General features: G+C 66.6%; 25 protein-coding genes and 1 riboswitch. Of the genes, 12 read left to right on the top strand and 13 right to left on the bottom strand.

The annotated features are described in order from the left end of the window. The first annotated feature begins 83 nt into the window (after positions 1 to 83). On the top strand, positions 84 to 713 hold the full coding sequence (locus AC5RWT_RS00220; RefSeq protein ID WP_494078631.1) for a superoxide dismutase: 630 nt from the start codon (positions 84 to 86) through the stop codon (positions 711 to 713). Positions 714 to 942: 229 nt separating this feature from the next. Next, a complete protein-coding gene (locus tag AC5RWT_RS00215; RefSeq protein ID WP_494078630.1) occupies positions 943 to 1,368 on the top strand; it encodes a pyridoxamine 5'-phosphate oxidase family protein in 426 nt (141 codons plus the stop codon). A 99-nt stretch (positions 1,369 to 1,467) separates the two neighbouring features. On the opposite strand, the gene AC5RWT_RS00210 is transcribed toward AC5RWT_RS00215, so the two are convergent. Beyond that, positions 1,468 to 2,091: an FMN reductase gene (locus AC5RWT_RS00210; protein WP_494078629.1), complete on the bottom strand. Its 624-nt coding sequence runs from the start codon at positions 2,089 to 2,091 to the stop codon at positions 1,468 to 1,470. A gap of 170 nt (positions 2,092 to 2,261) precedes the next feature. After that, complete coding sequence (locus AC5RWT_RS00205; RefSeq protein WP_494078628.1) at positions 2,262 to 4,049, bottom strand: FAD-binding dehydrogenase; 1,788 nt, start codon at positions 4,047 to 4,049, stop codon at positions 2,262 to 2,264. Between the two features lie 161 nt (positions 4,050 to 4,210). Here AC5RWT_RS00205 and AC5RWT_RS00200 point away from each other — a divergent pair, with 161 nt between their 5' ends. The 4 genes from AC5RWT_RS00200 (at position 4,211) to AC5RWT_RS00185 (ending at position 6,823) form a co-directional block, all read left to right on the top strand. Next, a complete protein-coding gene (locus AC5RWT_RS00200; protein WP_494078627.1) occupies positions 4,211 to 4,402 on the top strand; it encodes a hypothetical protein in 192 nt (63 codons plus the stop codon). A 33-nt stretch (positions 4,403 to 4,435) separates the two neighbouring features. Further along, complete coding sequence (locus tag AC5RWT_RS00195) at positions 4,436 to 4,837, top strand: GlcG/HbpS family heme-binding protein (RefSeq protein WP_127515560.1); 402 nt, start codon at positions 4,436 to 4,438, stop codon at positions 4,835 to 4,837. Positions 4,838 to 4,929: 92 nt separating this feature from the next. Beyond that, positions 4,930 to 5,544, top strand: a complete 615-nt coding sequence (locus tag AC5RWT_RS00190; protein ID WP_494078626.1) for an HNH endonuclease — start codon at positions 4,930 to 4,932, stop codon at positions 5,542 to 5,544. A 196-nt stretch (positions 5,545 to 5,740) separates the two neighbouring features. After that, positions 5,741 to 5,914, top strand: a riboswitch (cyclic di-AMP (ydaO/yuaA leader). A gap of 3 nt (positions 5,915 to 5,917) precedes the next feature. Beyond that, complete coding sequence (locus tag AC5RWT_RS00185) at positions 5,918 to 6,823, top strand: M23 family metallopeptidase (protein ID WP_494078625.1); 906 nt, start codon at positions 5,918 to 5,920, stop codon at positions 6,821 to 6,823. A gap of 122 nt (positions 6,824 to 6,945) precedes the next feature. Here the strand turns inward: AC5RWT_RS00185 and AC5RWT_RS00180 are convergent, their stop codons facing one another. Then, positions 6,946 to 7,890: an aldo/keto reductase gene (locus AC5RWT_RS00180; RefSeq protein ID WP_494078624.1), complete on the bottom strand. Its 945-nt coding sequence runs from the start codon at positions 7,888 to 7,890 to the stop codon at positions 6,946 to 6,948. A gap of 207 nt (positions 7,891 to 8,097) precedes the next feature. Between AC5RWT_RS00180 and AC5RWT_RS00175 the strand changes: the two genes are divergently transcribed. Further along, the gene (locus tag AC5RWT_RS00175) at positions 8,098 to 8,526 is read left to right on the top strand and encodes a very short patch repair endonuclease (protein WP_494078623.1); all 429 of its coding nucleotides are present in this window, start codon (positions 8,098 to 8,100) and stop codon (positions 8,524 to 8,526) included. A 151-nt stretch (positions 8,527 to 8,677) separates the two neighbouring features. Here the strand turns inward: AC5RWT_RS00175 and AC5RWT_RS00170 are convergent, their stop codons facing one another. The 5 genes from AC5RWT_RS00170 to AC5RWT_RS00150 form a co-directional block, all read right to left on the bottom strand. Beyond that, positions 8,678 to 10,480 (bottom strand): MFS transporter, encoded by a 1,803-nt coding sequence (locus AC5RWT_RS00170; RefSeq protein ID WP_494078622.1) that lies wholly within the window; start codon positions 10,478 to 10,480, stop codon positions 8,678 to 8,680. A gap of 4 nt (positions 10,481 to 10,484) precedes the next feature. Beyond that, a complete protein-coding gene (locus AC5RWT_RS00165; protein WP_494044304.1) occupies positions 10,485 to 10,970 on the bottom strand; it encodes a MarR family winged helix-turn-helix transcriptional regulator in 486 nt (161 codons plus the stop codon). Between the two features lie 196 nt (positions 10,971 to 11,166). Next, positions 11,167 to 12,813: a thiamine pyrophosphate-binding protein gene (locus tag AC5RWT_RS00160; protein WP_494078830.1), complete on the bottom strand. Its 1,647-nt coding sequence runs from the start codon at positions 12,811 to 12,813 to the stop codon at positions 11,167 to 11,169. 65 nt (positions 12,814 to 12,878) lie between these two features. Continuing rightward, complete coding sequence (gene speB / locus AC5RWT_RS00155) at positions 12,879 to 13,943, bottom strand: agmatinase (protein ID WP_494078621.1); 1,065 nt, start codon at positions 13,941 to 13,943, stop codon at positions 12,879 to 12,881. 234 nt (positions 13,944 to 14,177) lie between these two features. Then, positions 14,178 to 14,753, bottom strand: a complete 576-nt coding sequence (locus tag AC5RWT_RS00150; RefSeq protein WP_494078620.1) for a helix-turn-helix domain-containing protein — start codon at positions 14,751 to 14,753, stop codon at positions 14,178 to 14,180. Positions 14,754 to 14,985: 232 nt separating this feature from the next. On the opposite strand from AC5RWT_RS00150, the gene AC5RWT_RS00145 reads away from it, so the two are divergent. The 4 genes from AC5RWT_RS00145 (at position 14,986) to AC5RWT_RS00130 (ending at position 19,295) form a co-directional block, all read left to right on the top strand. Beyond that, positions 14,986 to 15,477, top strand: a complete 492-nt coding sequence (locus tag AC5RWT_RS00145) for a cation:proton antiporter regulatory subunit (protein ID WP_494044301.1) — start codon at positions 14,986 to 14,988, stop codon at positions 15,475 to 15,477. 60 nt (positions 15,478 to 15,537) lie between these two features. Then, positions 15,538 to 16,653, top strand: coding sequence for a cation:proton antiporter (locus AC5RWT_RS00140; RefSeq protein ID WP_494078619.1), 1,116 nt, complete (start codon positions 15,538 to 15,540; stop codon positions 16,651 to 16,653). 272 nt (positions 16,654 to 16,925) lie between these two features. After that, entirely contained in the window at positions 16,926 to 18,065 is a 1,140-nt protein-coding gene (locus tag AC5RWT_RS00135) for a VIT1/CCC1 transporter family protein (RefSeq protein WP_494078618.1), read from the top strand. A 180-nt stretch (positions 18,066 to 18,245) separates the two neighbouring features. Beyond that, on the top strand, positions 18,246 to 19,295 hold the full coding sequence (locus AC5RWT_RS00130; protein ID WP_494078617.1) for a matrixin family metalloprotease: 1,050 nt from the start codon (positions 18,246 to 18,248) through the stop codon (positions 19,293 to 19,295). Positions 19,296 to 19,302: 7 nt separating this feature from the next. On the opposite strand, the gene AC5RWT_RS00125 is transcribed toward AC5RWT_RS00130, so the two are convergent. Next, positions 19,303 to 19,503 carry a hypothetical protein gene (locus AC5RWT_RS00125; RefSeq protein ID WP_494078616.1) on the bottom strand — a complete coding sequence of 67 codons (201 nt, stop codon included), beginning with the start codon at positions 19,501 to 19,503 and terminating at the stop codon, positions 19,303 to 19,305. A 56-nt stretch (positions 19,504 to 19,559) separates the two neighbouring features. Between AC5RWT_RS00125 and AC5RWT_RS00120 the strand changes: the two genes are divergently transcribed. Next, positions 19,560 to 19,763 carry a hypothetical protein gene (locus AC5RWT_RS00120; protein WP_494078615.1) on the top strand — a complete coding sequence of 68 codons (204 nt, stop codon included), beginning with the start codon at positions 19,560 to 19,562 and terminating at the stop codon, positions 19,761 to 19,763. Between the two features lie 138 nt (positions 19,764 to 19,901). On the opposite strand, the gene AC5RWT_RS00115 is transcribed toward AC5RWT_RS00120, so the two are convergent. The 4 genes from AC5RWT_RS00115 to AC5RWT_RS00100 all read right to left on the bottom strand — a co-directional run bounded on the left by AC5RWT_RS00115 (position 19,902) and on the right by AC5RWT_RS00100 (position 24,752). Next, complete coding sequence (locus AC5RWT_RS00115; RefSeq protein ID WP_494078614.1) at positions 19,902 to 21,569, bottom strand: MDR family MFS transporter; 1,668 nt, start codon at positions 21,567 to 21,569, stop codon at positions 19,902 to 19,904. Further along, positions 21,566 to 22,192 (bottom strand): TetR/AcrR family transcriptional regulator, encoded by a 627-nt coding sequence (locus AC5RWT_RS00110; protein WP_494078613.1) that lies wholly within the window; start codon positions 22,190 to 22,192, stop codon positions 21,566 to 21,568. The genes AC5RWT_RS00115 and AC5RWT_RS00110 overlap by 4 nt, the downstream gene beginning before the upstream one ends. 272 nt (positions 22,193 to 22,464) lie before the next feature. Next, the gene (gene purU, locus AC5RWT_RS00105) at positions 22,465 to 23,352 is read right to left on the bottom strand and encodes a formyltetrahydrofolate deformylase (protein ID WP_494078612.1); all 888 of its coding nucleotides are present in this window, start codon (positions 23,350 to 23,352) and stop codon (positions 22,465 to 22,467) included. Beyond that, complete coding sequence (locus tag AC5RWT_RS00100) at positions 23,346 to 24,752, bottom strand: L-serine ammonia-lyase (protein ID WP_494078611.1); 1,407 nt, start codon at positions 24,750 to 24,752, stop codon at positions 23,346 to 23,348. The genes purU and AC5RWT_RS00100 overlap by 7 nt, the downstream gene beginning before the upstream one ends.

Below are 24,752 nucleotides of genomic sequence, written 5' to 3'. Positions count from 1 at the left end.
GGCCAACCACCCATTGTCCGTGCCGGCTGGAAGTGTGCACGTAGTAGTTTCCGCACAGTAATTCCGACGAGAAGAGGAAGAACATGAGCAAGTACGAACTGCCCGAGCTCGATTATGATTACGCAGCCCTGGAGCCGCACATCTCGGCCCGGATCATGGAGCTGCACCACTCCAAGCACCACGCCACCTACGTGGCCGGCGCGAACACCGCGCTGGAGCAGCTGGCCGAGGCCCGCTCCAAGGGTGAATTCGGCAACGTGCCGAAGCTGTCCAAGGATCTGGCCTTCCACCTGGGCGGCCATACCAACCACTCGATCTTCTGGAAGAACCTCTCCCCGGAAGGCGGCGACAAGCCCACCGGCGAACTCGCTTCCGCCATCGATGAGTACTTCGGGTCCTTCGATGCGTTCCGCGGCCACTTCGGCGCCGCGGCGCTGAGCCTGCAGGGCTCGGGCTGGGCCGTGCTGGCCTACGAACCGCTGGGCGGCAACCTGGTCATCGAGCAGCTCTACGACCAGCAGGGCAACATCCCGGTGGGCACCATCCCGCTGCTGATGCTGGATATGTGGGAGCACGCCTTCTACCTGGACTACGTCAACGTCAAGGCCGACTACGTCAAGGCGTTCTGGAACATCGTCAACTGGGCGGACGTCGCCGCCCGTTTCGACGCCGCCCGGACCGGCGCTTCCGCGCTGATCACCCCGGCCAAGTAACACCGGCCTGCCGTGCCGCTGCACGGTGATTGACCCAGCAGGCACCGCCGTTGGGCCGGACACCCGGCCGAACGGCGGTGCCTCGCCGCTTAATCCGCCGCCGCCCCACCCAATGGGAGGCACGCAGCCCGGGCCGGGCTTGAGTGCCGCGACACTTTTCAGTCCGGTGCCCTCCCACTGATCCCCCAAGGGCTTCCATCCTTCTACGTACATGTAGAAGGATGACGGCATGATGTTTGAACATGACGACCCCATCCTTGAGCTCACCGACGAGCAATCTTGGAAGCTGTTGGAGAATACCAAGCACGGCCGCCTCGTCCTCACCGCCGCCGGCGAAACCGACATCTTCCCGATCAACTTTGTAGCCCGTGACAGCAGGCTGGTCCTGCGGACGGCGCCGGGCACCAAATTGGCCGAGCTGACCATCAACGAACGAGTGCTGTTCGAGGCGGACGGCATCGGCAGCGGCGAAGCGTGGAGTGTGGTGGTCAAGGGCACCGCACGCGTCTTGCAGACCCAGGAGGAAATTGCGGCTGCAGAGGCGCTGCCAGTCGAGACATGGATTCCCACGCTCAAGGACTTCTACGTGGAAGTGAAGCCGACCAGCGTCAGCGGCCGACACTTCAAGTTCGGCCAGCAGCCCGAACGCTTTTAGCTCTCGGGTTCGGCCCGTCCGGGGGCGCTCAGCAAGCGCTGGTGCGCCTGCGGCCAACCCCTGACCGGGCCGTCGTCGGGCTCAGTGGTGGACGCTGGCTCAGTGGCCGACGCTGGCGAGGATCTCCTCGAAGCTCTTGGACTCGACGCCGCCGCGGCCGCGCTCTGTTACCGGAGCACCCTGCACCAGATCAACCAGTTCGGCAGCCGCACGGTCCGAACGCTCGGACAGTCCGCCGGTACCGGTCTCGCCTGCGCCCCAGTCTTCCGGTGCGGCGAAGACTGTGGTCTGCGCGGTCCGCGCCCGGAGGTAGCTGAACAGCGGGCGGACGGCGTAGTCCAGCGCCAGCGAGTGCCGGGCGCTGCCGCCGGTGGCACCCATCAGCACCGGCTTGCCGGCGAGCGCGCGCGGTTCGACCACATCGAAGAAGGACTTGAACAGGCCGCTGTAGGAAGCGCTGAAGACGGGAGTCACTACGATCAGCGCATCCGCCGCAACGGTCGCCTTAAGCACCTCATCCAGCTTAGGCGCCGCGTAACCGGTCACCATGTTGTTGGCGATATCCACCGCGTAATCGCGCAACTCCACCATGTGGATCTCGGCTTCAACGCCCTGCAACCGGAACTGGTCCACCGTGGAGGCAGCCAACTGGTCGGCCAGCATCCGGCTGGAGGACGGTACGCCGAGTCCGGCTGAAATGACTACGATCTTGCGTTCTGACACTGCGGGTCTCCTTGGTAGTTCATGCAATTGCATCTACAAGGAAAACCCGTGTTCGGTCCGGTTTATTCCGGCCGCCTTGTGGCCTCCGTCTCACCGGCCTGGCGCGGCCGAGGGACGGCCAGAACAGGCGAAGCTGCCGGTGCGTCGGGAACCGGCCGGGCACGACTGCCTCAGGAGCCGGCGGCGCGGCCGGCGGCGCGACCGCTGAAGAGGCAGCCGCCCAGGAAAGTGCCTTCCAGCGAACGGTAGCCGTGCATGCCGCCGCCGCCAAACCCTGCAGCCTCCCCGGCGGCGTACAGTCCGGGAACCGGCTGCCCGTACGCCGTCAGCACGCGTGACTGCAGGTTCGTTTCCAGTCCGCCGAGTGTCTTGCGGGTCAGCACCGAAAGCCGCACTGCAATCATCGGCCCGGCATCGGGATCCAGCAATCGGTGCGGCTTGGCCGTGCGCACCAGCTTGTCGCCCAGGTAGCGCCTCGCCGCGCGGATGGCCATCACCTGCGCGTCCTTGCCGTAGGCATTTTCCACCTCGCGGTCCCGCGCCAGGATCTCGGCCTCGACCTGGGCCGGGTCCAGCATCGGACCGTCCCGGTGTTCACTGAACGCCGGCAGCACGGGTTCGGCGGGCATCGCCGCGTCGGGCCGCCCGTCCCGGGAATCTCCGGCAGTGGCCAACCCATCCGATTCGCCGAGCGGGTGATTCCGCACCAGCTCGTTCATTTTGGCCACCAGCTCCGACACGGTGTCCGCCTGCAGGAAGTCCACGCCGTGGTCCAAAAAGGCCTGCACGGGTACGGGCACGTCCGTGGTCGCCCGCTTGAGCACTTCCCGCACCGACTTGCCGGTCAGGTCCGGGTTCTGTTCCGAGCCGGAGAGCGCGAACTCCTTCTCGATGATCCTCTTGTTCAGGATGAACCAGCTGTAATCGTGCCCGGTGGAACGCAGGTGGGCTAGCGTGCCCAGAGTGTCGAATCCGGGAAACAGCGGCGCCGGCAGCCGCTTGCCGGTTGCATCCAGCCAGAGCGAGCTGGGGCCGGGCAGAATCCGGATGCCGTGCCGGGTCCAGACCGGATCCCAATTCCTGATCCCCTCCACGTAGTGCCACATCCGGTCCGGGTTGATCACCCGCCCACCGGCCGCCTGCGCAATGCCGAGCATCCGCCCGTCCACGTATTCGGGTACGCCGGCGACCATGTCCCCGGGCGGTGTGCCCAGACGCTGCGGCCAGTTCCGCCGCACCTCGTCCAGATCCGCCCCGATTCCGCCGGAGGTCACCACGACGGCACCGGCCGGGTATTCGAATTCCCCCACCACAGTGCGTGAGGACGCGCGGCCGCGCTCCGCCGTGGTTGGTTCCAGGATGCTGCCGCGCACTCCGGTGACCGCGTCGTCTTGTGTGAGCAGCCCGTCCACCCGGTGCCGGAAGGCGAAGGTGACCAGTCCGGCGTCGGCCGCTTCCCGCACCCGGCGCGCGAACGGTTCCACGATGCCGGGACCGGTCCCCCACGTGATGTGGAAGCGGGGCACCGAATTGCCCGGGCCGCTCGCTTCGTAGCCGCCGCGTTCGGCCCAACCGACCACCGGGAAGATCCGGTGTCCGCGCTCGCGCAGCCACGCCCGCTTCTCGCCCGCGGCGAAGTTCACGTAGGCCTCGGCCCAGCGGCGTGGCCAATAGTCCTCCGGCCGGTCGAAGCCGGCGGTGCCCAGCCAGTCCTGCCAGGCCAGCTCGACCGAATCCTTGACGCCCAGCCTCCGCTGTTCCGGCGAATCCACCAGAAACAGGCCGCCGAAGCTCCACCAGGCCTGGCCGCCCAGATTCGCTTCCGATTCCTGATCCACCAGCAGCACGTGGCGCCCGGCCTCGGTCAATTCGGCGGTGGCGACCAGCCCCGAGAGCCCGGCACCCACCACGATGACATCCGCGCCCACTATCCGGCCTGCCGCTGCGTTCGCACCCATGGGGTCCACCCTTGCGGATGGCGTTCGGGCCCACAAGGGGGCCGGGCGGAATTCGCGGGGTCGAGGGCGGGGAGATCCAACCCTAGCCAGCCCGGCGCCTCGAGGTCTACGGTGGCTCCTATCCACCCCTTGGCTCCGGTCCGGATCAGAGAGGATCCTCCATGAGCAGCAATCGAGCGGTCGCTTACAAGGAAACCGGCAAGGTCGAAGTGAGCGGTCGTGACAGGGTGCAGATCGCCAAGACGGTCAATCCGTCAGCCCTTCCCGTGGGGGATGCACCGAAGGGCTACGCGGAGTTCGGCGCCGGAGTCGCCACCCAGTGCGTGCTCAATCGCCACGATGACATCAAATAGGACCGCCCCGCGGCCTTCGATCAAGGAGGAAACATGGACACTGTCACTCTGGAAGATGCGCGCCGGGTCATTGCCGCCGCGGAGGCCAAGGCAGCGGAGATCGGCCAGCCGATGAACATTGCCGTGGCCGACGCCGGTGGGAACCTGGTCTCGCATGTGCGGATGGACGGGGCTTGGCTGGGCAGCATCGACATCTCGATCAACAAGGCCTTCACATCCCGGGCATTCGACATCCAGACCAAGGACCTGGGCGACAACGCCCAGCCGGGCAATCAGTTCTACGGTATCCACGCCAGCAACCACGGACGGATCATGATCTTCGCCGGCGGCCTTCCGCTTTCCCGCGACGGCCAGGTGGTGGGGTCGATTGGCGTCAGCGGCGGCTCCGGCGAGCAGGACCAGTCCGTGGCCGAGGCTGGAGCGGCCGCGTTGTAGGCGGGGCTGGTTCGGGCGAGGAATTCACAGGGTGCCTCGGCTAGCCTAGGCGGCGGATGGACTGGCGGAGCTGGGGGACTTCGGATGGGCAGATGTCTGAACTGGGGATGATCTACTGGTCGCGGCGGATCACGCTGTGGGCCTTGGTCGCGGCCTTGGCGTGGCTGGCCTATGCAGTGGTCTCGGCGCTCCTGGGTACCGAGCTGCTGCAAGGGATCCGGCAGCTTTTCACGGGCGGCGCCCCCGCGGCGTTACTCCAGGCGGCTTGGCCTGTGCTGGGCTGGATCGGAGCGCCTGTCCTTGTCTTGGTGGCAGTCGCCGTTGCCGTACGCATCCGCCGCTCCCGCGATGTGCGCCGCAGGGATCCGCTGCGCACATTTAACCGGCAGCAACGCCGCGAAGGGCTGGCGCGTGCCGGCGGCCAGTGCGAACTGGAGGTTGGGCCGCACCGCCGTTGCCCCAACCCGGCCACCACCGGCGACCACTTCTTCCCTTGGAAGAAAGGCGGGGCCACCGTGATGACCAATTTCGTGGCGGCCTGCGCAAGCTGCGACCGGCGCAAGGGCACATCGATTCCCTCGCCACAGTCCCGGCAGCAGCTGGAGGAACGGCGGCGCAGCTACTTTCCGGCCGGCGTTCCGGTTCAGGCCGGCGAGCGCAATGAGATTTCCGGCCGCACGCACACAGCTGCCTGGTTGATGGGCTGAGCTACCGCTACTGGCGGTCAGACCGGCGGCCTGGACGTTGGGCGCCCCGTACCCGCTCGCAACCCTGCCGCACTCCGGGTGATAAGGAACACGGATAACGAAGTTGTAACACCGCGTGTCGCTCCCGTAAATTGGATGGTGTTCCTACTATGAAGGTGGGCGCCCGGTCCGCCCGTCGAACCCTGCCGGCGGACCGTAAGATATCGAGCTTTATGTCGAAGGCAGGGGCGGAGGAACCACGTACGGTGCTTGGGGGCACCATGGGGTGAAGTCCTCAGAGGCAGGCCGGCTTCCCGCGGCTATGCCGGCAGGACCGAGTGAACTCTCGCTCGAATCCGACAGCTAACTTCGCAGGCGCATGAGAGGAATACCTGTGAACACCCCTGTCCGCGGTCGTCGCCGTTCCGACACCCGTACGTCTCCCCTTTCCCTGATCTCTCGCGCTTTCGGCGAGCCCGAAGGCCGCCGCCGCGCAGAAGCGCCCGCCGCGGCTCACGCGGTTGCCCGCAAGGCAGGCATTGCGGCCGCAACAGCCGGCATGCTGGCCGTGATTGCCATCCCGGTCGCCCATGCAGGTGGCGCGGACGAGTTGGTTCGCGCCGATCGCGTGTCCAGCAACAGTGCGGTCAGCGTCCAAGCCACCAAGGATGCCGACCTTCGGTTCGACCGGCCCTGGGCCGCCAGCAAGGCCGCCCAGGAAGAGATCAAGGTTGCCGCCGCGTCCGCCGAGAAGAAGAAGGCGGCAGCGGACAAGAAGGCCGCAGCCGATCAGAAGGCCGCAGCGGACAAGAAGGCAAAGGCCCAGGCTGCCGCCAAGAAGAAGGCAGCCGCCATCGCTGCAGCGAAGAAGGCGGACGCAGCCAAGGCCAAGACCGCCGGCTTCGCGACCGGCAGCCTGAAGGCCCCCATTCCACACATGAAACAGACTTCCGGCTTCGGCTACCGCCTGAATCCGATCACCGGCGCGGCCGGCGAACTGCACACCGGCATCGACTACGCGATGGGCTGCGGCACCCCGGTCAACGCTTCCGACGGCGGCAAGGTGGTTGAGGCCGGCTGGCAGGTCGGCGGCGGCGGAAACCGCATTGTGGTCGAGCACCGCGGCGGCTTGAAGACCACCTACAACCACCTGCAGTCCATCGGCGTTTCGCTGGGCCAGAAGGTTGCCCAGGGCGAGCGCATCGGCGAGCTGGGCACCACCGGCAACTCCACCGGCTGCCACCTGCACTTCGAGGTTGTGAAGGACGGCCAGACCGTGGATCCGGCAGGCTGGCTCTAAACCCCACAGCAACGACGGCGGAGCTTCCGCTACCTGACGGCGATGCCCACCCCGGTGAACTGATCACAGGCGGTGGGCATCGCCGTCGCTCGTTTGAGAGTCGCTCGCTTGAGGAGGAGTGCTCAGGCGAAGGACTGCGACGCTTGGTCCAAGGCGGAAACCTCGTCGGCGGTCAGCTGCACATCCGCGGCAGCCATCAGATCCGGCAACTGCTGCGGCGTCCGGGCGCTGGCCAGCGGCGCGGTGATGCCTGGCTTGCTGAGCAGCCAGGCGAGCGCCGCCGTCGTGATGGAGATCCCGCGGGAGGAGGCGACCGTTTCCACGGCGTCCACCACTGCAAAGCCCTTGGCGGTGAGGTAATTCCCCAACATGCCGCCGCGCGCGCTGGCCTCGGCATCGTCGGTGCTGTGGTACTTGCCGGTTAGGAAGCCTGCGGCCAGGGAGAGGTAGGGGAAGACCGAGAGGTTGTGCTCCCGAGCCAACGGCGCATAACCCTGCTCGTAGTCCTTGCGGGCCACCAGGTTGTAGTGCGGCTGCAGCGCCACAGGCAGCGCGAATCCGTTTTGCTGGGCGATGGTGATCCACTCCGCGATCCGCTCCGGGGGCAGGTTGGACAGCCCGATCTGGCGGACTTTGCCCTCCTTGACCAGGGCGTCGAAGGCCGCGGCCGCCTCGATGAGCGGCGTGCCCTCGTCGTCGTAATGGGCGTAGTAAAGGTCTATGTGATCCGTGCCCAGCCGCTGTAGCGAAGCCTCCGCGGCGGCAGCGATGTTCACCGCCGACAGGCCCTGAAGCTCCGGGTGTCCACCGACTTTGGTGGCGATGACCACCGAATCACGGTTCTTCCGCTCGGCCATCCAGCGGCCAATGATGTATTCGGACTCGCCGCCAGTGTTTCCCGGAACCCAGGAGGAGTAGCTGTCCGCGGTGTCTATGAAATTGCCGCCTGCATCGGCGAAGGCATCCAGTACCTGCTGCGAGCCGGGCTCGTCGGAGGTCCAGCCGAAGGTGTTGCCGCCCAAAGCGAGCGGGAAAATCTTGAGGTCCGAAGTGCCGATCAAGCGCATCGAGAGTCCTTTCGAAAGGGAAGGGCGGCGGATCTTCGCCCGCCGCTTCAGCGTTTAAGGATAGTGTGGCGGCTGCCGTTCCGGTCGCGAATGAGAGCGCAGTCACGCGCAAAACTTCACGTTTCTTGGGCCGGCGCCCCAGTCCGGTCGCCAAACCTGCGGTGGATGGCCTCCGGCTCCTTTGTCCGTGCAACCTAGACTTAATCCATGGCTGACTCGCTGACCCCACTGCAGCGCAGCGCCAATATGGCCAAGATCCGCGGCAAAAACACCAAACCAGAGTTGCTGGTCCGGAAGCTGCTGCATGCCAGGGGTTACCGCTACCGCCTGCACGGCAGCGCCGGGAGCCAGAAGCTGCCCGGCAAACCGGATCTGGTGTTCGCGGGGCGCCGCAAGGTCATCTTCGTCAACGGCTGCTTCTGGCATGCCCACGACTGCAGGGTCGGCCAGCATGCACCTAAGTCCAACGCCGAGTTCTGGGATGCCAAACGCTCCCGGACGGCGGCCCGAGACAAGGTCCAGGAGGCGGCGCTGCAGGAGGCCGGCTGGCAGGTCCTCACCGTGTGGGAGTGTGAGTTCAAGAAGGCTGGCGATCTGGCTGCCCTCGAGGATCGGCTGGTGGAGTTTCTGGGTTGAACAGGCTCGTGGACCGGCGGTTGTGACACGATAGTCCCGCGCAATCCCGCACATCCAAGGCCGCGCACCCTAGTACTCGGGAGTTACAGCAGCCGATGCAAGAGCGCCCCGCCCCGATGGTGTCCACCAGGGGCGAGGCGCTTCGTCGTCGTTATTTTCTGCGCTCTCCGCCAGCGGCCGCATCGTGCCCGCCGCCCGTGGGCCGGGCGCCGTCAGGCCGGGCGCCGTCAGGCCGGGCGCCGTCGGCTACCGGGAGCGAACCGGTCATCACCGGTCCGGCGCCACCGACGATGCCAGGTTCCACCGGGCTCGCGGTGGTGGGCTTGATGTCGATAGTGCGGCGCAGCGGCTGTTCCTTGATGAAGAGCACGGCGATCAGCGCCACGACCGCGATGACGGCGGACAGCTGGAAGATCAGGGCCGTGCCGTCTCCGTAGGCCGACCGCATGACCTCTACAGCGGCGGGAGGCAAGGACGCGAAGTCCAGCGTGGCACCGGCACCCTCGCCGGAGACCGGGATGCCGGCCTCCTGCATTCCCGCGGTGGCCAGGGTGTTGACCCGGCCGGCGAGCACGGCGCCGAGCACGGAGACGCCGATGGCGCCGCCGAAGGAGCGGAAGAACGCCACGGAGGCGCTGGCCGCGCCGATGTCCTTGGCCCGCACGGTGTTCTGCACGCCGAGCACCAGGTTCTGCATCAACAGGCCCATGCCCAAGCCGAGCAGCAGCAGGAAGATGCCGGCCAGCCACAGCGACGTTTGATGATCCATCATGCCGGCCAGGCCGGTGCCACCGATCACCAGAATGGCCCCGATGACCAGGAAACGCTTCCATTTGCCGTAGCGGGTGATCAGCTGCCCGGAGACCGTGGCGCCGATCAGGTTGCCGGCCACCATCGGCAGCATCAGCAGGCCGGCCTCGGTCGGCGTCGCACCGCGGGCCACCTGGAAGTACTGGCCGACGAACGTGGCGGAGCCGAACATCGCCACACCCACCGAGAGGGAAGCGATGATGGACAGCGCCGTGGTGCGCTCGGTGATGATCTTCAGCGGGATGATCGGCTGGGCGGCTTTGGACTCCACCCAGACCAACGCGACCAGAAGCACGACGCCGATGCCCACCATCAGTGCGCTGGTTCCGGAGAGCCACTCATAGTGGCCGGGCTGGCCGGCGAAGGAGACCCAGATCAGCAGGATGGACACGCCTGCCGTCAACAGCACGGAGCCGAGCCAGTCGATCTTCACGTGGCGGCGGACGTGGCTCAGCTTCAACGTCTTCTGCAGCATGAACAGCGCGATGACGGCCAGCGGGACGCAGACGAAGAAGGTCCAGCGCCAGCCCAGCGGGCTGTCCACGATGAAACCGCCCAGCAGCGGGCCACCGGCCGTCGCCACGGCCATGACGGCACCCATGTAGCCGGCGTAGCGTCCGCGTTCACGCGGCGGGATGACGGTGCCGATGATGGCTTGGACCAGTGCCGTCAGGCCGCCCATCGCAGTGCCCTGGACCACCCGCGCGGCCAGCAGGGTGGTCATGTCCGGGGCGAACCCAGCCAGCACGGAGCCGGCCACGAAAATCACGATGGATAGCTGGACCAACAGTTTCTTGTTGTACAGGTCGGCGAACTTGCCCCAGATCGGCGTGGTGGCCGCGTTCGCCAGCAGCGCCGCAGTGACCACCCAAGCGAAGTCTGTCTGGGTGCCGTGCAGGTCGGCGATGATGGTGGGCAGCGCGTTGCCCACGATCGTGCTGGATAGCATCGCGGTGAACAGGGCGGCGAGCAGGCCGGTGAGGACCTGCAGGATCTGCTTGTGGCTCATCAGATCGCCGTCGGCGGAGATCCGCTTGGCGGGCGCCTGTTCGGCTTTCGTCCGTTCGGCGGGAGCGTTCTCATGCAGCGTGCGCTCCTTGAGCAGCACCGCTGAGGTCTGGTTTGGTTCGGTGGATTCGTTCAACGAGTCAGACTCCTGCGGGTTCGTAACGGTGGGTTCCCGGCTTCGTTGACAGGATCGAGGTGTGGAGGGCCTCGGCAAGGCGGCCGACGGCGATGATGGCGGCTTGGGCTTCGCCTTCGGACCAGTCCCCGAGCATGCCCTGCATGAGGGCTGCCCGGCGGATCGCCTCGGCCCGCATGCTGGCCTCGCCGGCCGTGGACAGCGAGATCAACGACGCCCTGCCGTCGTCGGGATGTGGTCTCCGCAGCACAAAGCCGGACGCCTCAAGGTCCGCGATGTGCCGGCTCAGGGCCGCCGGACCGATGCCCAGCTTGGCCGCCAACTCCGTGGCACGGAGCTCCCCCGCTTCGCCAATGATGCGCATAACGCCTTGCAGCGCGAAGCCAGGCCCGGACGGATCCGCCATGTGGTGCGTCGCGGCACGCAAGGAACGCTGCAGGGAAAAGACGCTTGCCACTAGTTCCTGGGCGGTTTCGGTTTCAACAGCCACGGCACACCTCATTCTTATACTTGCCTGAAGCAACTATAACTTCCGACTAGTTGTCTTAGCAAACTAAATGAATGGGATCTGGCGCACACCTCGCTGCCTCGAAGAGTCAGCAGGCGGCCTTCTCAGATCCGAGAAGGCCGCCTGCTGATACCTCGACTGGCCTGCGGGACCGGTCTATGCCAGCCCGGCCCTTGGGTCAGCCGTCGAGATGTGTGGGTGCGAACATCTTGAGCAGGGTCTCCACGACGACGACGTTCGGCCCCTCGGCGGCGAAGCTCTCCTCGAGCGCGGTGCGGATGTTCTCCGGCGCTACCCGGCGGGCGGGTACGCCAAAGGACTCAGCCAACGCGACGAAGTCGGGCCGGGCCAGCTCGGTGGCGGTTGCTTTGCCGAAGGCGCCTTCCATGTATTCGCGCAGGATGCCGTAGCCGCCGTCGTCCACAATCAACCATGTCACCGGCAGGTTGTGCTGGCGCACGGTGGCCAGCTCGCTGATCGAGTACATGGCCGAACCGTCACCGGAGACGGCCAGCACGCGGGCCGGCTTTCCCTGGCTGGCCAAGCCGACGCTGCCGCCGATGGCGCCGGGGAAACCGAACCCGAGGCCGCCGGCGCCCTGGGCGGAATGGAACTGGCCCTCGCGCGAGTCCCAGCAACTCCAGGCCCAGTAGGCGGAGATGGTCATGTCCCAGAAGGTCTGCATGGTGTCCGGGACGGCCTCGCGGATGTCCGCCATGAAGGCCCGTTCCTTGGCCAGGTCCTGGCTGTCCAGCCGGGCCTGGACCTTGGCGAGTGTGTCCTTGACCAGCTGTTCGGGCGTCTGGCCGTGCCAGTCCGGCCGGTTCCGCAGCTCCCGAGAGAAGGCGTCGTCGAGCGCGTGCAGTGCCTGTCCGGCGTCGGCGCGGATGCCCAGCGCCGGTCCGTTGGACTCGAGCACGCGGGGTTCGGCGTCGATCTGGATGATCCGGCCGCGTGGCTCCATGGTGAAGTAGTTGCTGGTCACTTCGCCCAGCGACGAGCCCACCACCACGAGGACGTCGGCCTCTTCCAGGACATCCGTGACATGCCGGTCCTCCACCCAGGACTGCAGCGACAGTTCGTGATTCCAGGGGAACGCACCGTTGCCGCCCGGAGAGCAAACCACCGGGGCGTGCAGTTTCTCCGCGATGGAGAGCAGCCACGGTTCGGCCTTGCCCCGCCGGGCGCCGCCGCCGGCGATGATGGCCGGCCGCTTGGCTTCGGTGAGCCAACGCACCGCTTCCTTGACCAGCTCGGTCCGCGGCGGATTGTCGAACGCTTCGGCCAGCGCATCCTCCACCGGCGGCACCATGATGGGGTCCAGCAGAACATTCTGCGGCACTTCCACCCAGACCGGCCCCTGCGGCGAGGAGATGGCCTCGGTCCAGGCATCCTGGATGGCCGACGGAATGCCGGAGGCATGCTGGATCAGCCGCTGACTCTTAGTGACATTTGCGGCCGAAGCCTTCTGGTCGTCGAGTTGGTGCAGCATCCCCTTACGGCGGGCACCGAGACCTTCCAACGGGATCTGGCTGGCGATCACCACCATCGGCACACCCGTGGCGTAGGCCTCCTGCAGCCCGGCCAACGAGGTCAGCGCGCCCGGTCCGGTGGAGAGGAACAGCACGCCAACATCGCCGGTGGCACGGGAGAAGCCGTCGGCAGCAAACGCCGAGTTGTTCTCCACCCGGGAGGAGACGAAGTGCAGCGGAGACCTGGACAAAGCGTCAAACAAGCCCAAGGCGTGCTGCCCCGGGATGCCGAACACCGTCGTCGCACCCAAGGCACTGAGGGTTTCGACGACGAGGTCCCCGCCGTTGCGCACGGCGGGCTTGGCGGGCCCCGCATGGGCAGCGCCTGCGCCGGGAAGCGCCCCGCTCTTCGGCGCCGTCACTCGAAGGACTCCTGCTCCGATGCGATGCCCTGCGGCTGCAACGGCCGCGGAGCCTCCAGCGCTTGCGCGGCGTAACCATTGCGGGAGCCGCCGCCGGCGGCGTTGTCGGCCATCAAAGAGACGAGTTCGTAGGCCACATGACTGCCGGCCACCCCGGTGATTTCGGCGTGATCGTACGCCGGAGCCACTTCCACCACGTCGGCGCCGATGAGGTTCATGCCGCGGAAGCCGCGGATGATCTCCAGCAGTTCGCGGCTGGTCATGCCGCCGGCTTCCGGGGTGCCGGTGCCGGGCGCGTGGGCCGGGTCCAGCACGTCGATGTCAATGGAGACGTAGAGCGGGGTGTTGCCGATCCGGTCGCGCAGCTTGGCCACCACTTCGCGGACGCCCTGGTAGTAGACGTCCGCGCTGGTGACGATGCCGAAGCCGAAGCGGTGGTCGTCGTCGAGGTCCTTCTTGCCGTAGAGCGGTCCCCGGGTGCCCACGTGGCAGATGGATTCGGTATCCAGGATGCCCTCCTCCACCGCGCGGCGGAACGGCGTGCCGTGCGTGTATTCGGCGCCGAAGTAGGTGTCCCAGGTATCCAGGTGCGCATCGAAGTGCAGCATGGCCACCGGGCCGCCGGCGCTCTCGGCGGCCGCCCGCAGCAGCGGCAGGGCAATCGTGTGGTCGCCACCGATCGTGACCAGCTTGGTGCCGGAGGCGGTCAAGTCCAGCGCGTTCTGCTGGATGGTCTCGATGGCCTCGTTGATGTTGAACGGGTTGACGGCCATGTCGCCGGCGTCCGCCACCTGGACCTCTTCGAACGGGCTGAGATCCCAGGCGGGGTTGTACGGGCGCAGCAGCCGCGAGGCCTCGCGCACATGGTTGGCGCCGAAGCGGGCGCCCGGACGGTAGGAAACGCCGGAATCGAAGGGAACACCGACGACGGCGATGTCCGCCTGCTGCACTTGGTCCAAGCGGGGCAGCCGGGCGAAGGTGGCGGCGCCGGCGTAGCGCGGGATCCGGGACGAGTCGATCGGGCCGAGGTGGCCGTTGGCTTCCACACGAAGCTCTTCCATGGTTCTCCTTCGATGCGCGGACGGCACGGGATGTGCGGCGGCGTCCGGCGCGGGGCAAGGTTGCCCTATGTGCAACATCTGTTGCCTGAAATGGTATTTGTGGTGCCGGTAACAGTCAAGGTTGCCGGTCTGGTCCGCTTAGGTCGGTGTGAACGCCCGCGCCAACCACAGATGAGCGTGGAAGTGCACCCACCGATGCGCGCCGACTCGAACTATGCCCCTGCGCAGCGGGGGTCAGCGGGCCGCGGCGGGAACCAAAGTCCACGTGACGATGGCTTCTTCGTCGGTCTCGTTGATCCACGTGTGTGGCTCGCGGCCGGAAAAGGAGATGGTGTCGCCCGCGGCAAGTTCGTAACGTTCGGACGTGAAAACCAACGTGATGCGGCCGGCAATCACGTGGAGGACGTCCACATCGCAATCCACCGCATAGAGGTCTGCTTCGCCACGGCCGCGCGGTGCGATCACGGCGCGGATGATCTGCAGCCGGCGCTCGTGCCGCGCGGTCAGCAGTTCCTCCTTGATGCCTTCGCCGCCCAGGCTGATCCGCGGTCCCTGCCCCGCGCGCGAGAGGTGCGTTTCCGGCATGGAGAAGAGGTCGCCGATCGAAATGGACAGCACCTGGCACAAGGTGACGAGCGACGCGACAGACGGCGAGGTCAGGTCCCGCTCCACCCGGCTGAGGAAGCCCTTGGTGAGCCCCGTTGAGTCCGCCACCTGCTCGATGGTCATGCGCTGCCCTTGGCGGGCTGCACGGATCCGAGACCCGATGGCCACCGGGTCGTTACTGGGTTCGACGGGCAGTGCCTTCACTAAACATCCTTCGGGGGCAAGTGGTGGGAGCAGGTACGCGGCGGCCGGGAAAGACTGGCGCCGCGGCGACCGAAGTCGGCGTGCCACAGACCACAAATAGCTTAACATTCAACACTTGTTGCCTGCTGGGCAAGGACCTGGGTCATTACGCTGGCACCGTGCTCGCGGTCACCGCCATGCCCAACCGCCCGGGCCTATCCACGGCGAGGGCCCGCGAGCCTAAGATCGTGGTGTGGACATCGAGGAAACCATCCTTCCGGGCGTTGGCATCCGTTATGACTTCACCGCCAATTCCGGAGTCAGGTTCGCTCTTGTCATTGACCGCGAAGGCGGGGCCGACCTGTTCACGTTCGACGAGGACGACCCGGACCGGGCGGTCAGCCGCCTACAACTGGAACCGGAAGAGGCGTCACAGCTCGCAGACCTTCTCGGCGCCCCGCGGATAACCCAGCGCTTCGCCCAGCTCTCCAAGGAAATTCCGGGGCTGGAAACCAGACGCATCACGGTTCGACCGGACTCGCCCTACGCGGGCCATCCCCTTGGCGACACCAAGGCCCGAACACGGACGGGCTGTTCCATTGTGGCGGTAATCCGCGGGGAGTCCGTGATCACCGCACCGACTCCGCAGCAGCGCCTGCTGTCCCACGACGTCCTCATCGTCGTGGGCGGAGCCGACGGGCTGTCCGCGGTTGAAGAACTGATCAGTCCACCGCCAACTGGATAGCCGTCCGCCGCCGTGCAGCATCTCTCACTTCTACTGATCGAACTGGGGATACTGTTCGCCGTGCTGTCTGGGCTCGGTCTCCTCGCGCACCGGCTCGGCCTTTCACCGATACCGTTTTACCTGCTGTCCGGGCTGCTCTTCGGCGAGGGCCGGTTACTGCCGGTGAACGCGGCGGGCCCCTTCGTGGAGGCCGGCGCGGAGATCGGCGTCATTCTTTTGCTGCTCCTGCTCGGGCTCGAATTTACGGCAACCGAACTGATGCACAGCCTCCAACGGCACCGAAGCTCAGGCATAGCGGATTTCCTCTTGAACGCTGTCCCCGGATTCCTGTTCGGACTGCTGCTGGGCCTGCCCTGGCAGGCGGCTTTGGCCCTTGCCGGGGTCATCTGGGTCTCGTCTTCGGGCATCATCGCCCGACTGCTGGATGATCTCGGACGCTTGGGGAACAGGGAAACTCCGGCCGTCCTGTCGGTGCTGGTGCTCGAGGACATTGCGATGGCCTTGTACCTGCCGATGCTGGTGGTTTTCCTTTCCGGCGGCGGGGCCTGGCAGGCAGCTGGCGGCGTTGCCCTGGCGCTTGGCGCGGTGTCCCTTATCCTGGCCGCGGCGCACAAGGCGGGGCATCGGGTGGGGCGCCTGCTCTCCCACCCGCAGGACGAACAGGTCATGCTGCGGCTGCTGGGCATTGCGCTGGTGGTGGCAGGCATCGCCGAAGGAGTAGGAGCCGGAGCGGCCGTCGGTTCCTTCTTGGTCGGTATTGCGATTCCACAGAGTTTCGCGGACCGCGCACGGCAGATCCTCAGCCCCTTGCGTGACCTCTTCGCGGCGTTTTTCTTCCTGACCTTTGGGCTGTCGATCAGTCTGGCCGATGTCTTGCCGATCCTGCCTGCGGTGCTGCTGCTGGCGGTTATCACCACCGCCACCAAGATGGGCACCGGCTGGTATGCGGCCGGGAAGGAGGGAGTCCAGCTCCGCGGACGGCTACGGGCGGGGACAGCCCTGACCACCCGTGGCGAGTTTTCCGTCATCATAGCCGGGCTGGCGGTTTCAGCCGGCTACACGGCGGTCGGTCCCTTCGCCGCTGCCTATGTTCTGATTCTGGCCGTGGCCGGCCCCGTCCTCACCCGATTCATTGACAGCTGGACCGACCCGAGCCGGCGCAAACGCCCGCATTAGGATCCCGAGGCCGTCGCCACGCGCTAACAGGCAGCGCTCCCCGACCGGCTACAATGGAGGTTGCGAAGGGGAGTAGCTCCACCGCCGCGCGGCGACGCGCACGGGCGTGGAGGCCTGTCGACATACTGGCCAGCATGAGCGGCCCGGCAGTCCACCTGGGCGCACGAAAAGGCATGACCTGATCCTGCGCATAGGCGAGCGAGACCTTCGGTCAGTTGATTGTTAACTGACCGGAGATCATCGAACCGTCTCCGGTCCGACTCAGGAGCAGCGTGACAACGAGCCCCGATCCAGCCGGCCCCCACTCCCTGGACCCCCACTCCGACGGCCAAGCACCGCCGTCGAAATCCGACATCAGGCTATGGCGCCGCTATTTAGCCGACGAACGTGCCGAAGCCGCCATTTACCGTGACTTGGCCCAGCGCCGCGACGGCGAGGAGCGCGAGATCCTGCTGGCCCTGGCCGACGCGGAAGGCCGGCACGAAAAGCACTGGCGCGATCTGCTGGGCGACCACGGCCACCAGCGGCTCCGTCCGTCCTTCCGCCGCACCGTGCTGCGTTTCCTGGCCCGCCGCTTCGGCTCGGTGTTCGTGTTGGCCCTGGCGCAGCGGGCCGAAAGTCGCTCCCCCTACGCCACCGAACCCGCGGCTACCGAGGCCATGGCCGCCGACGAGCTGATCCATGAAGAGGTCATCCGCGGCCTGGCCACCCGCGGCCGGGCACGGCTCTCCGGCAACTTCCGCGCCGCGGTCTTCGGCGCCAACGACGGCCTGGTCTCCAACCTGGCGTTGATCATGGGCATCGGTGCCACCGGCGTTTCGAGCGGGTTCATCCTGTTCAGCGGCTTCGCCGGACTGCTGGCCGGTGCGCTCTCCATGGGTGCCGGCGAATACGTGTCAGTCCGGTCCCAGCGGGAACTGCTCTCCGCCACCCGGCCCACCCAGATCACGCTGCGGGCGGCACCGGACCTGGACCTGAAGGCCAATGAACTGGTGCTGGTGTACCGCGCCCGCGGCATGACCCTGGAAGCAGCCGAGCACCGCGCCGCCGAACGAATGGGCTACCTGGACTGCGACTGCGATCCCAGCCTGTCGCTGCAAGAGCCAGAAACCTACGTGAACGACTATCAGGAGATCGGCACCGGCTGGAATGCCGCCGTGTCCAGCTTCCTGTTCTTCTCCTCCGGCGCGCTGATCCCCATCCTGCCGTACATCTTCGGCCTGCAGGGCACCGCAGCCGTGGTGGTCGCGCTGATACTGGTCGGCCTGGCACTCCTGGTGACCGGCGGCATCGTCGGACTGCTCTCCGGCGCGTCACCGGTCAAGCGTGCCCTGCGACAGCTGGCGATCGGCTTCGGCGCGGCGCTGGCCACCTACCTGTTGGGCTCATTGTTCGGCACCGGCGCAGCCTGACCCCCGGCCTGCTGGTCAGTTCATCCCCCGGCCATCTGGCAGACACCTACCGTTTGTCCCGAGGCTTGGTTACTCTGAGGCAAGCGGGGCAACGATGCTCCCGCTGTCCGCCATGCGAGGGGGACCATGAGCTGGCCGCCGACCGACGGCCCGAGCGAGGCGCCGGGTCCTAATCGGCGCGTGCCCAGCTCACGGACCGGTCGGGTGCCGCAGTGGGCCCTGACCGAGTATGACGGACACCAGCGGTCTGATGACGCCACGGAACAGCCAGATGTCTGGGTCAACCCGACCGCGCGGCAGGGCCCGCTTCCGTGGCACCAGCCCGTCCTTCCGCTGCCATCGGCGCGGCACGCCTCGGTCGCTCGGCCGGAGCTGAAGCCCACAGGCGGTCCGTCACCGTTCGGCAAGTTGATCCTGCTTGCCGCCATCGCGGCCCTGGTGGCCTGGGCCTTCATCTGGCTGGCTCAGCCGCGGCTCGCGTCGGCGGTGCAATCCAGCGGGACGGCTCACGGCGCCCCGTTCGACGGCGGATCCACGGCCGAAGGCCTGGGCCACGGCGGGTTTCCGCCGTCGGGCGTCGACATCGCGGAGTCGCCGCTGGGCGTTCCCGCGCCGCTGTACGCGGAGAGCAATTCGTATCGCTTCCTCGCCTCGCCGTCCACAGGGCAGGACTACATCGCCTACGACCCGTGCCGGCCGATCCGTTACGTGGTCCGAGCGGCGGGCTCCCCCGCGGGCGGCGCGGACCTGGTCCATCAGGCGGTGCAACGTGTCTCCGATGCCACCGGCCTGCAGTTCATCTACGAAGGCACCACCACCGAGAAGCCCACCGAGCGACGCCCGTCCTACCAGCCCGACCGCTACGGCGAGCGCTGGGCCCCGGTGCTGATTGCCTGGTCCGATCCCGAGCACAGCCCCGCGCTGGCCGGCCCGACCATTGGCCTGGGCGGCAGCGGCTGGGCCTCGCGGGGCGGGGTGTCCGCGTACGTCTCCGGCCAGATAGAACTGGACACCCCGCAATTCCGCCAGCTGCTCGGTGCCCCCGCTGGCAAAGATTCCGCCCGGGCCATCATCATGCACGAACTGGGCCACCTGATCGGCTTGGACCACGTGGATGACCCCAACCAGCTGATGTATGCGCAGGCCTCCCATGACATCCTGGAATTTGCCGACGGGGATCTCTCCGGCCTGTCCTTGCTGGGTCAGGGCGAGTGCGTTCCCGAGCTATAAGACGTCGCTACAGGACGTCCAGGGCCTGATCCACGGTATCTACGAGATGCACGGAGTTCTCCATGTCGCGCCCGCGGGCCAGCGCCTGCAGCAGCGGCCAGGCCGGCAGCTCCTCGGTCCAGTATTTCCGCCCCACTAGCACCATCGGCGAGAGCGCTTCCGGCGTGGCGTAGTAGTTTTCGCAGGCGTCCTGGAATATCTCCTGCACCGTGCCGCCGGATCCATGCTGCGCAGGGCGTCGGTGCGCGCCGTGAGGTCCACCGATTGAAAGTGCCAGCCGTTCATCGACGGCTGGCTAACGGCCTGCTGCCTGCCGGCGCGGAGTTTTCCGGCCTGCTGCAGTTGGGCGTGCCGTCCGCCGCCCGGCCGCTGTTCGGTCTCCTGCCAAGCGCCGCGCGGTGCCCGGGCAATCATCCGGTCGAAGTGCTCCAGCGACTCGATCTCGACGATGCGGGGTTCTTTATGTAATGCAGCTGATGCGCCCATCGAGCAAGCATAGCCACCGGGCACGGGCTCCCCGCGCTGCCCGGGCTGGCTCCGCGCCGCGAGACGGACACTCCAAGCGTGCCGCCGCTGCCGGAGCGGCGGCACGCTACCGGACGGGTGCTACCGGTGGCCGGCTTCGGCTCCGCGCAGATCCGTATTCGCCGGATGGTTGCCTTCGGTCTCGGCGGTGATCATCACGTTCCCTTCCGATATTGCCTCCGGCATGACATCCGGTTCCAGCGTCGTGGCCAGCGGCTTTTCCACCACGAACAGGCAGAGCACGGTGGCGGCCACGGCCAGCGGGACCATGTAGAGGAACAACGGCATCAAGGCCTCGTTGTAGGACGCGACGATGACGTCGTGCACGGGTGCCGGGAGGTGCTCCACCATGTCCGGAGTCAGCGAGTTGCCGCCGCCCGTGGCTGCGACCGCGGCGGACGGCAGCCTGTCGGTCAGCAGATCCACCAGGCGGTGGGCGAACAGGCTGCCCACGACGGCCGACCCAAGCGTGGCGCCGATTTGGCGGAAGAAGTTGTTCGCCGCCGTCGCCGTTCCCACCTGCCGCAGCGGGAAGGAGTTCTGCACGATGAGCACCAGGATCTGCATGTTCAGGCCGAGACCAAGACCAAGCAGGCCCAGGTAGGCGCAGAGCACCCAGACACCGGTATCCGCGTGAACAAAGCTCATCAGCAGCAGGGCGACGGCTACGATGGCGGAGCCGACGACCGGCATCCACTTGTAGCGGCCGGTCTTAGACACCAGGACGCCGGAGATCAAGGATGAAGCCAGCAGCGCCGCCATCATCGGGATCATGAGCAGGCCCGCCGCGGTCGCGGATACCCCGGTCGCCATCTGGAAATAGGTGGGCATGTAGCCGAGCGCGCCGAACATGGCCACGGAAACCAGCAGGCCCGCGATGGTGGTCATGATGAAGTTGCGGTCGCGGAACATGGACATGGGAATGATGGGTTCGGCCGTCTTCCGCTCCACCAGCACAAACCCGACGGCGGCCAGCACGGTTCCGGCGATCAGCCCGATAATCATGGGATCCGACCAAGCGTAGGTGCTGCCGCCCCAGCTGCTCACCAAGACCAGCCCTGTAGTTGCAGCCGCCATCAGCAGCATGCCCCAGAAATCCAGCGTCGGCCGCACTGTGACCGGCCGCGACTTCAGGAAGAACAGCGCGCCAACCAGTGCCAAGGCGCCCACGGGGAGATTTATCCAGAAAGCCCAGCGCCAGCCTGGCCCCTCGGTGAACCAGCCGCCCAGCAGCGGGCCCACCACGGAGGCGAGCGCGAAGACGCCACCCATCGCTCCCATGTACTTGCCGCGCTCCCGGGCGGGAACCACGTCGGCGATGATGGCCTGCGACAGGATCATCAACCCGCCGCCTCCCAGGCCTTGAACCACCCGGGAGGCGATCAGCCAGCCCATGTCCGGTGCCAGGGCACCGATCACCGAACCGATCAGGAACACGATGATCGCGCCGACCAGCAGATACTTGCGGCCAATCTGGTCGCCCAGCTTGCCGTAGATGGGCATCATGATAGTGGCCGCCAGAATGTAGGCGGTGATCACCCAGAGCATCAGGTTGGCGCCGTTTAATTCGCCCACGATGGTGGGTAGGGCGGTCGCCAGGATGGTCTGGTTCAGGGCGGCCAGCAACATGGCCATCATCAACGCTGCGATCACCAGCAGCAGGTTGCCATGGCTGTGGCCATGCTGACCCGACTGCAACGGTTTGGATGCCGCGGGGCGCTGTTGCGCCTGCAGGCTCTCGTTCTTCATTCGGATTCCTTCAGGACTGCGCGCAGCAGGGCCAAGCTGTGCTCGAGCGCCTCGGTCTGCGATTCCAGGGTGGGTTGGGACATGGTTTTTTGCATGGCAAAGCGGAGTGCTGTGCCCGCCGTCATGACGAGCATGCGTGCAGCGTCTTCGGGGGTGTATTGCCCGCCGATGGGGTGTGCGGCCAGAATCCGTTCAGCGTCCGCGAGTCGGTCGGACCCCGCGAGCAGTTCGGAGACGGCCTTGGTAACCAACTGCTCCACCTTGACCACGTATTGGACGCGGCGGTGCAGCAGGTGCGGGTACTTCTGCATGATTCTGTGGCGGATCGCATCGTCTCCGCCTTGGATAGAACGGGTGACCGCCAGCATCAGCTTGCCGACTTCGTCCAGCAGGTTGGCGTCGACGTCGAATCCGGACAGCATGGCCTCGTCGAGCACCGGCTCGCGCAGGCCGAGCACCGCGTCTTCCTTGCACGGAAAGTAGTTGAAAAACGTGCGCGGGGAAACCCCGGCGGCGTCGGCTACCCCGTCCACCGTGACGCTCTCAATTCCGTCTTGCAGCGCGACCTCGGCCGCGGCATCATGCAGCGCGGCCCAGCACTCGGCGCGCTTACGCTCACGCAAGGAATTTAGTTGACTCACCGAACCAGTGTGCCAGCGCCCAAAAACATTCACAAGTGCAAACTTGCACTCCTGCAAAAACTTAGACGAACATCACACCCGCAGGGCGGTGGTCGGCGCCTATCACGGGGCCGATTTCATAAGCACGCATCGCCGAGCGATGAAGGAGCGAGATGTCTCAGTGGGATGGGTAGTTTCCATAAGCGCGCATCGTCGAGCGAGGAACGAGCGAGATGTCTAAGCGCGTTGGAAATTACCCATCCCACAGCCGAAAACTACCGCAACACCACAGTCCGGTTCCCGTGCAAAATAACCCGTCCCTCGCAGTGCCACTTGACCGCATTCGTCAGCGCCTTGCACTCCGTATCGCGGCCGGCGGCCACCAGGTCCTCGGGGCCGAAAGTATGGTCCACCTCCACCGTCTGCTGGGCGATGATTGGCCCCTCGTCGAGTTCGGCGTTGACGTAGTGGGCGGTGGCGCCGACGGTTTTGACACCCTTTTCATACGCCTGGTGGTACGGTTTGGCACCCTTGAAGCTCGGCAGGAACGAATGATGGATGTTGATGGTGCGCCCGGTCAGTTCCCGGCTGAGGTGGTCGCTGAGCACCTGCATGTAGCGGGCCAGCACCACCAGCTCCACGTCGTGCGCGTCGATCAGCTCCAGCAGTTCGGCTTCGGCGGCAGGTTTTGTTTCCGGCGTGACCGGCACATGGTGGTACGGGATGTTGTGCCATTCCACCAGCCCCTTGTGGTCCAGGTGGTTGGAGACGACGGCGACGATCTCCACCGGCAACTCCCCCATCCGGGAGCGGAACAGCAGATCGTTCAGGCAGTGCCCGAACTTGGACACCATCACCAGCACCCGCCGCTTGCGGCCCTTCGGTTCCAGCTGCCAGGCCATGCCGTACTGTTCGGCCAGCGGCGCAAACGCCGCGCGCAACTCCTCGGTGGATGTGCCCCCGCCCCTCTGCCCGGCGAAGTCCGTGCGCATGAAGAAATGCCCGGACCGCCGGTCGTCGAACTGGGTGAGCTCCTGGATGGTCTGCCCATACTCCACCAGGAAGCCGGAGACAGCATGCACCAGGCCCAGCCGCTCCAGGCAGTCAAGCGTCAGGATGTGCTCATTGTGGATCGACATGGTGTTCCCGTTCTCGTTCAGCATTCAACGACGTTCACGGCCAGCCCGCCGCGGGACGTCTCCTTATATTTAGCCTTCATGTCCGCCCCGGTATCGCGCATGGTCTTGATCGCCATGTCCAGGGATACCCGGTGGTCACCGTCGCCGGCCAGCGCCAGCCGCGCGGCGTTGATGGCCTTCACGCTGGCAATGGCATTTCGCTCGATGCAGGGAATCTGCACCAGCCCGCCCACCGGATCGCAGGTGAGGCCCAAGTTGTGCTCAATGCCCACCTCGGCGGCATTCTCCACCTGCTCGGGTGTCCCGCCCAGCACCGCGCAGAGGGCACCGGCGGCCATCGAACAGGCCGAACCGACCTCGCCCTGACAGCCGACTTCGGCCCCGGAGATCGAGGCGTTGGTCTTGAACAGGATGCCGATGGCGGCCGCGGTGAGCAAGAAGTCCACCACCGCATCGTCGTCAGCGCCGGGCACGAACCTCGTGAAGTAGTGCAGCACTGCGGGCAGGATTCCGGCCGCCCCGTTGGTGGGTGCGGTGACAATCCGGCCGCCGGAGGCGTTCTCCTCGTTGACCGCGAGCGCGTACAGGTTCACCCATTCCATCGCCCACAGCGGGTCCGCATCCCGCGTGCCTTCCGCGGCACGCGCCGCCTCCGCGGCGCGCAGCCTCCGCCGCAGTCCGGGAGCACGACGGCGGACCAGCAGTGAGCCGGGCAGCCTCTCCTCGGTGCGGGTGCAGCCGTTTTCGACGCACTCCTGCATCACGGCCCAGATTCGCAGCAGCGCGGCCCGTAGTTCTGCCTCGCTGCGCCAGGTGAGTTCGTTGGCCAGCATCACGCCGGCGATAGACGTCCCGGCCTCGCGGCAGCGGGTCAGCAGTTCGGCGCCGCTGCTGAACGGATACGGGATCTGTCCGTTGTCCGCCGCCGCAGCACTGACCGCTTGCTCGGCTTCCTCGGCCGGCACCACAAACCCGCCGCCCACCGAATAAAAGGAGGATTCGCGCAGCGGCGAGCCACCGGCGTCGTACGCGGTGAAGGTCATCCCATTCGGGTGGGCCGGCAGCGAGCGGCGGCGGTGCAGCACCACGTCCGCCGCCCGGTCAAACTCCACCGGATGTGTGCCGGCCAATTGCAGCTTCCGGCCCGCGGCAGCTTCCTCCACCTGGGCATCCGCCGCGTCCGGGTCCACGGATTCCGGGTCCTCGCCTTGCAGACCCAGGACCACCGCCTTGTCCGAGCCATGGCCGATGCCGGTGGCACCGAGCGAGCCGAACAGCTCCGCCTTAACCCGGGCCACCGACTCCAGCAGCGCGTCCTCGGCCAGCGACTCGGCGAACTGCCGGGCGGCCCGCATCGGACCGACCGTGTGCGACGACGACGGTCCGATGCCGATCGAGAACAGGTCCAGCGCGCTCAGTGCCAT

It is taken from the genome of Arthrobacter sp. Dra40, assembly GCF_059091905.1.
Note: the sequence above shows the minus strand (reverse complement) of the source record. Positions and strands in the feature narration are given on the sequence as shown.

Bases quoted from the DNA above. Each gene is read 5' to 3' on its own strand.
- AC5RWT_RS00220 (WP_494078631.1), top strand. From the start codon at position 84: ATGAGCAAGTACGAACTGCCCGAGCTCGATTATGATTACGCAGCCCTG.
- AC5RWT_RS00215 (WP_494078630.1), top strand. From the start codon at position 943: ATGATGTTTGAACATGACGACCCCATCCTTGAGCTCACCGACGAGCAA.
- AC5RWT_RS00205 (WP_494078628.1), bottom strand. From the start codon at position 4,049: ATGGGTGCGAACGCAGCGGCAGGCCGGATAGTGGGCGCGGATGTCATC.
- AC5RWT_RS00200 (WP_494078627.1), top strand. From the start codon at position 4,211: ATGAGCAGCAATCGAGCGGTCGCTTACAAGGAAACCGGCAAGGTCGAA.
- AC5RWT_RS00195 (WP_127515560.1), top strand. From the start codon at position 4,436: ATGGACACTGTCACTCTGGAAGATGCGCGCCGGGTCATTGCCGCCGCG.
- AC5RWT_RS00190 (WP_494078626.1), top strand. From the start codon at position 4,930: ATGTCTGAACTGGGGATGATCTACTGGTCGCGGCGGATCACGCTGTGG.
- AC5RWT_RS00180 (WP_494078624.1), bottom strand. From the start codon at position 7,890: ATGCGCTTGATCGGCACTTCGGACCTCAAGATTTTCCCGCTCGCTTTG.
- AC5RWT_RS00175 (WP_494078623.1), top strand. From the start codon at position 8,098: ATGGCTGACTCGCTGACCCCACTGCAGCGCAGCGCCAATATGGCCAAG.
- speB (WP_494078621.1), bottom strand. From the start codon at position 13,943: ATGGAAGAGCTTCGTGTGGAAGCCAACGGCCACCTCGGCCCGATCGAC.
- AC5RWT_RS00115 (WP_494078614.1), bottom strand. From the start codon at position 21,569: ATGAAGAACGAGAGCCTGCAGGCGCAACAGCGCCCCGCGGCATCCAAA.
- purU (WP_494078612.1), bottom strand. From the start codon at position 23,352: ATGCTGAACGAGAACGGGAACACCATGTCGATCCACAATGAGCACATC.
- AC5RWT_RS00100 (WP_494078611.1), bottom strand. From the start codon at position 24,752: ATGGCACTGAGCGCGCTGGACCTGTTCTCGATCGGCATCGGACCGTCG.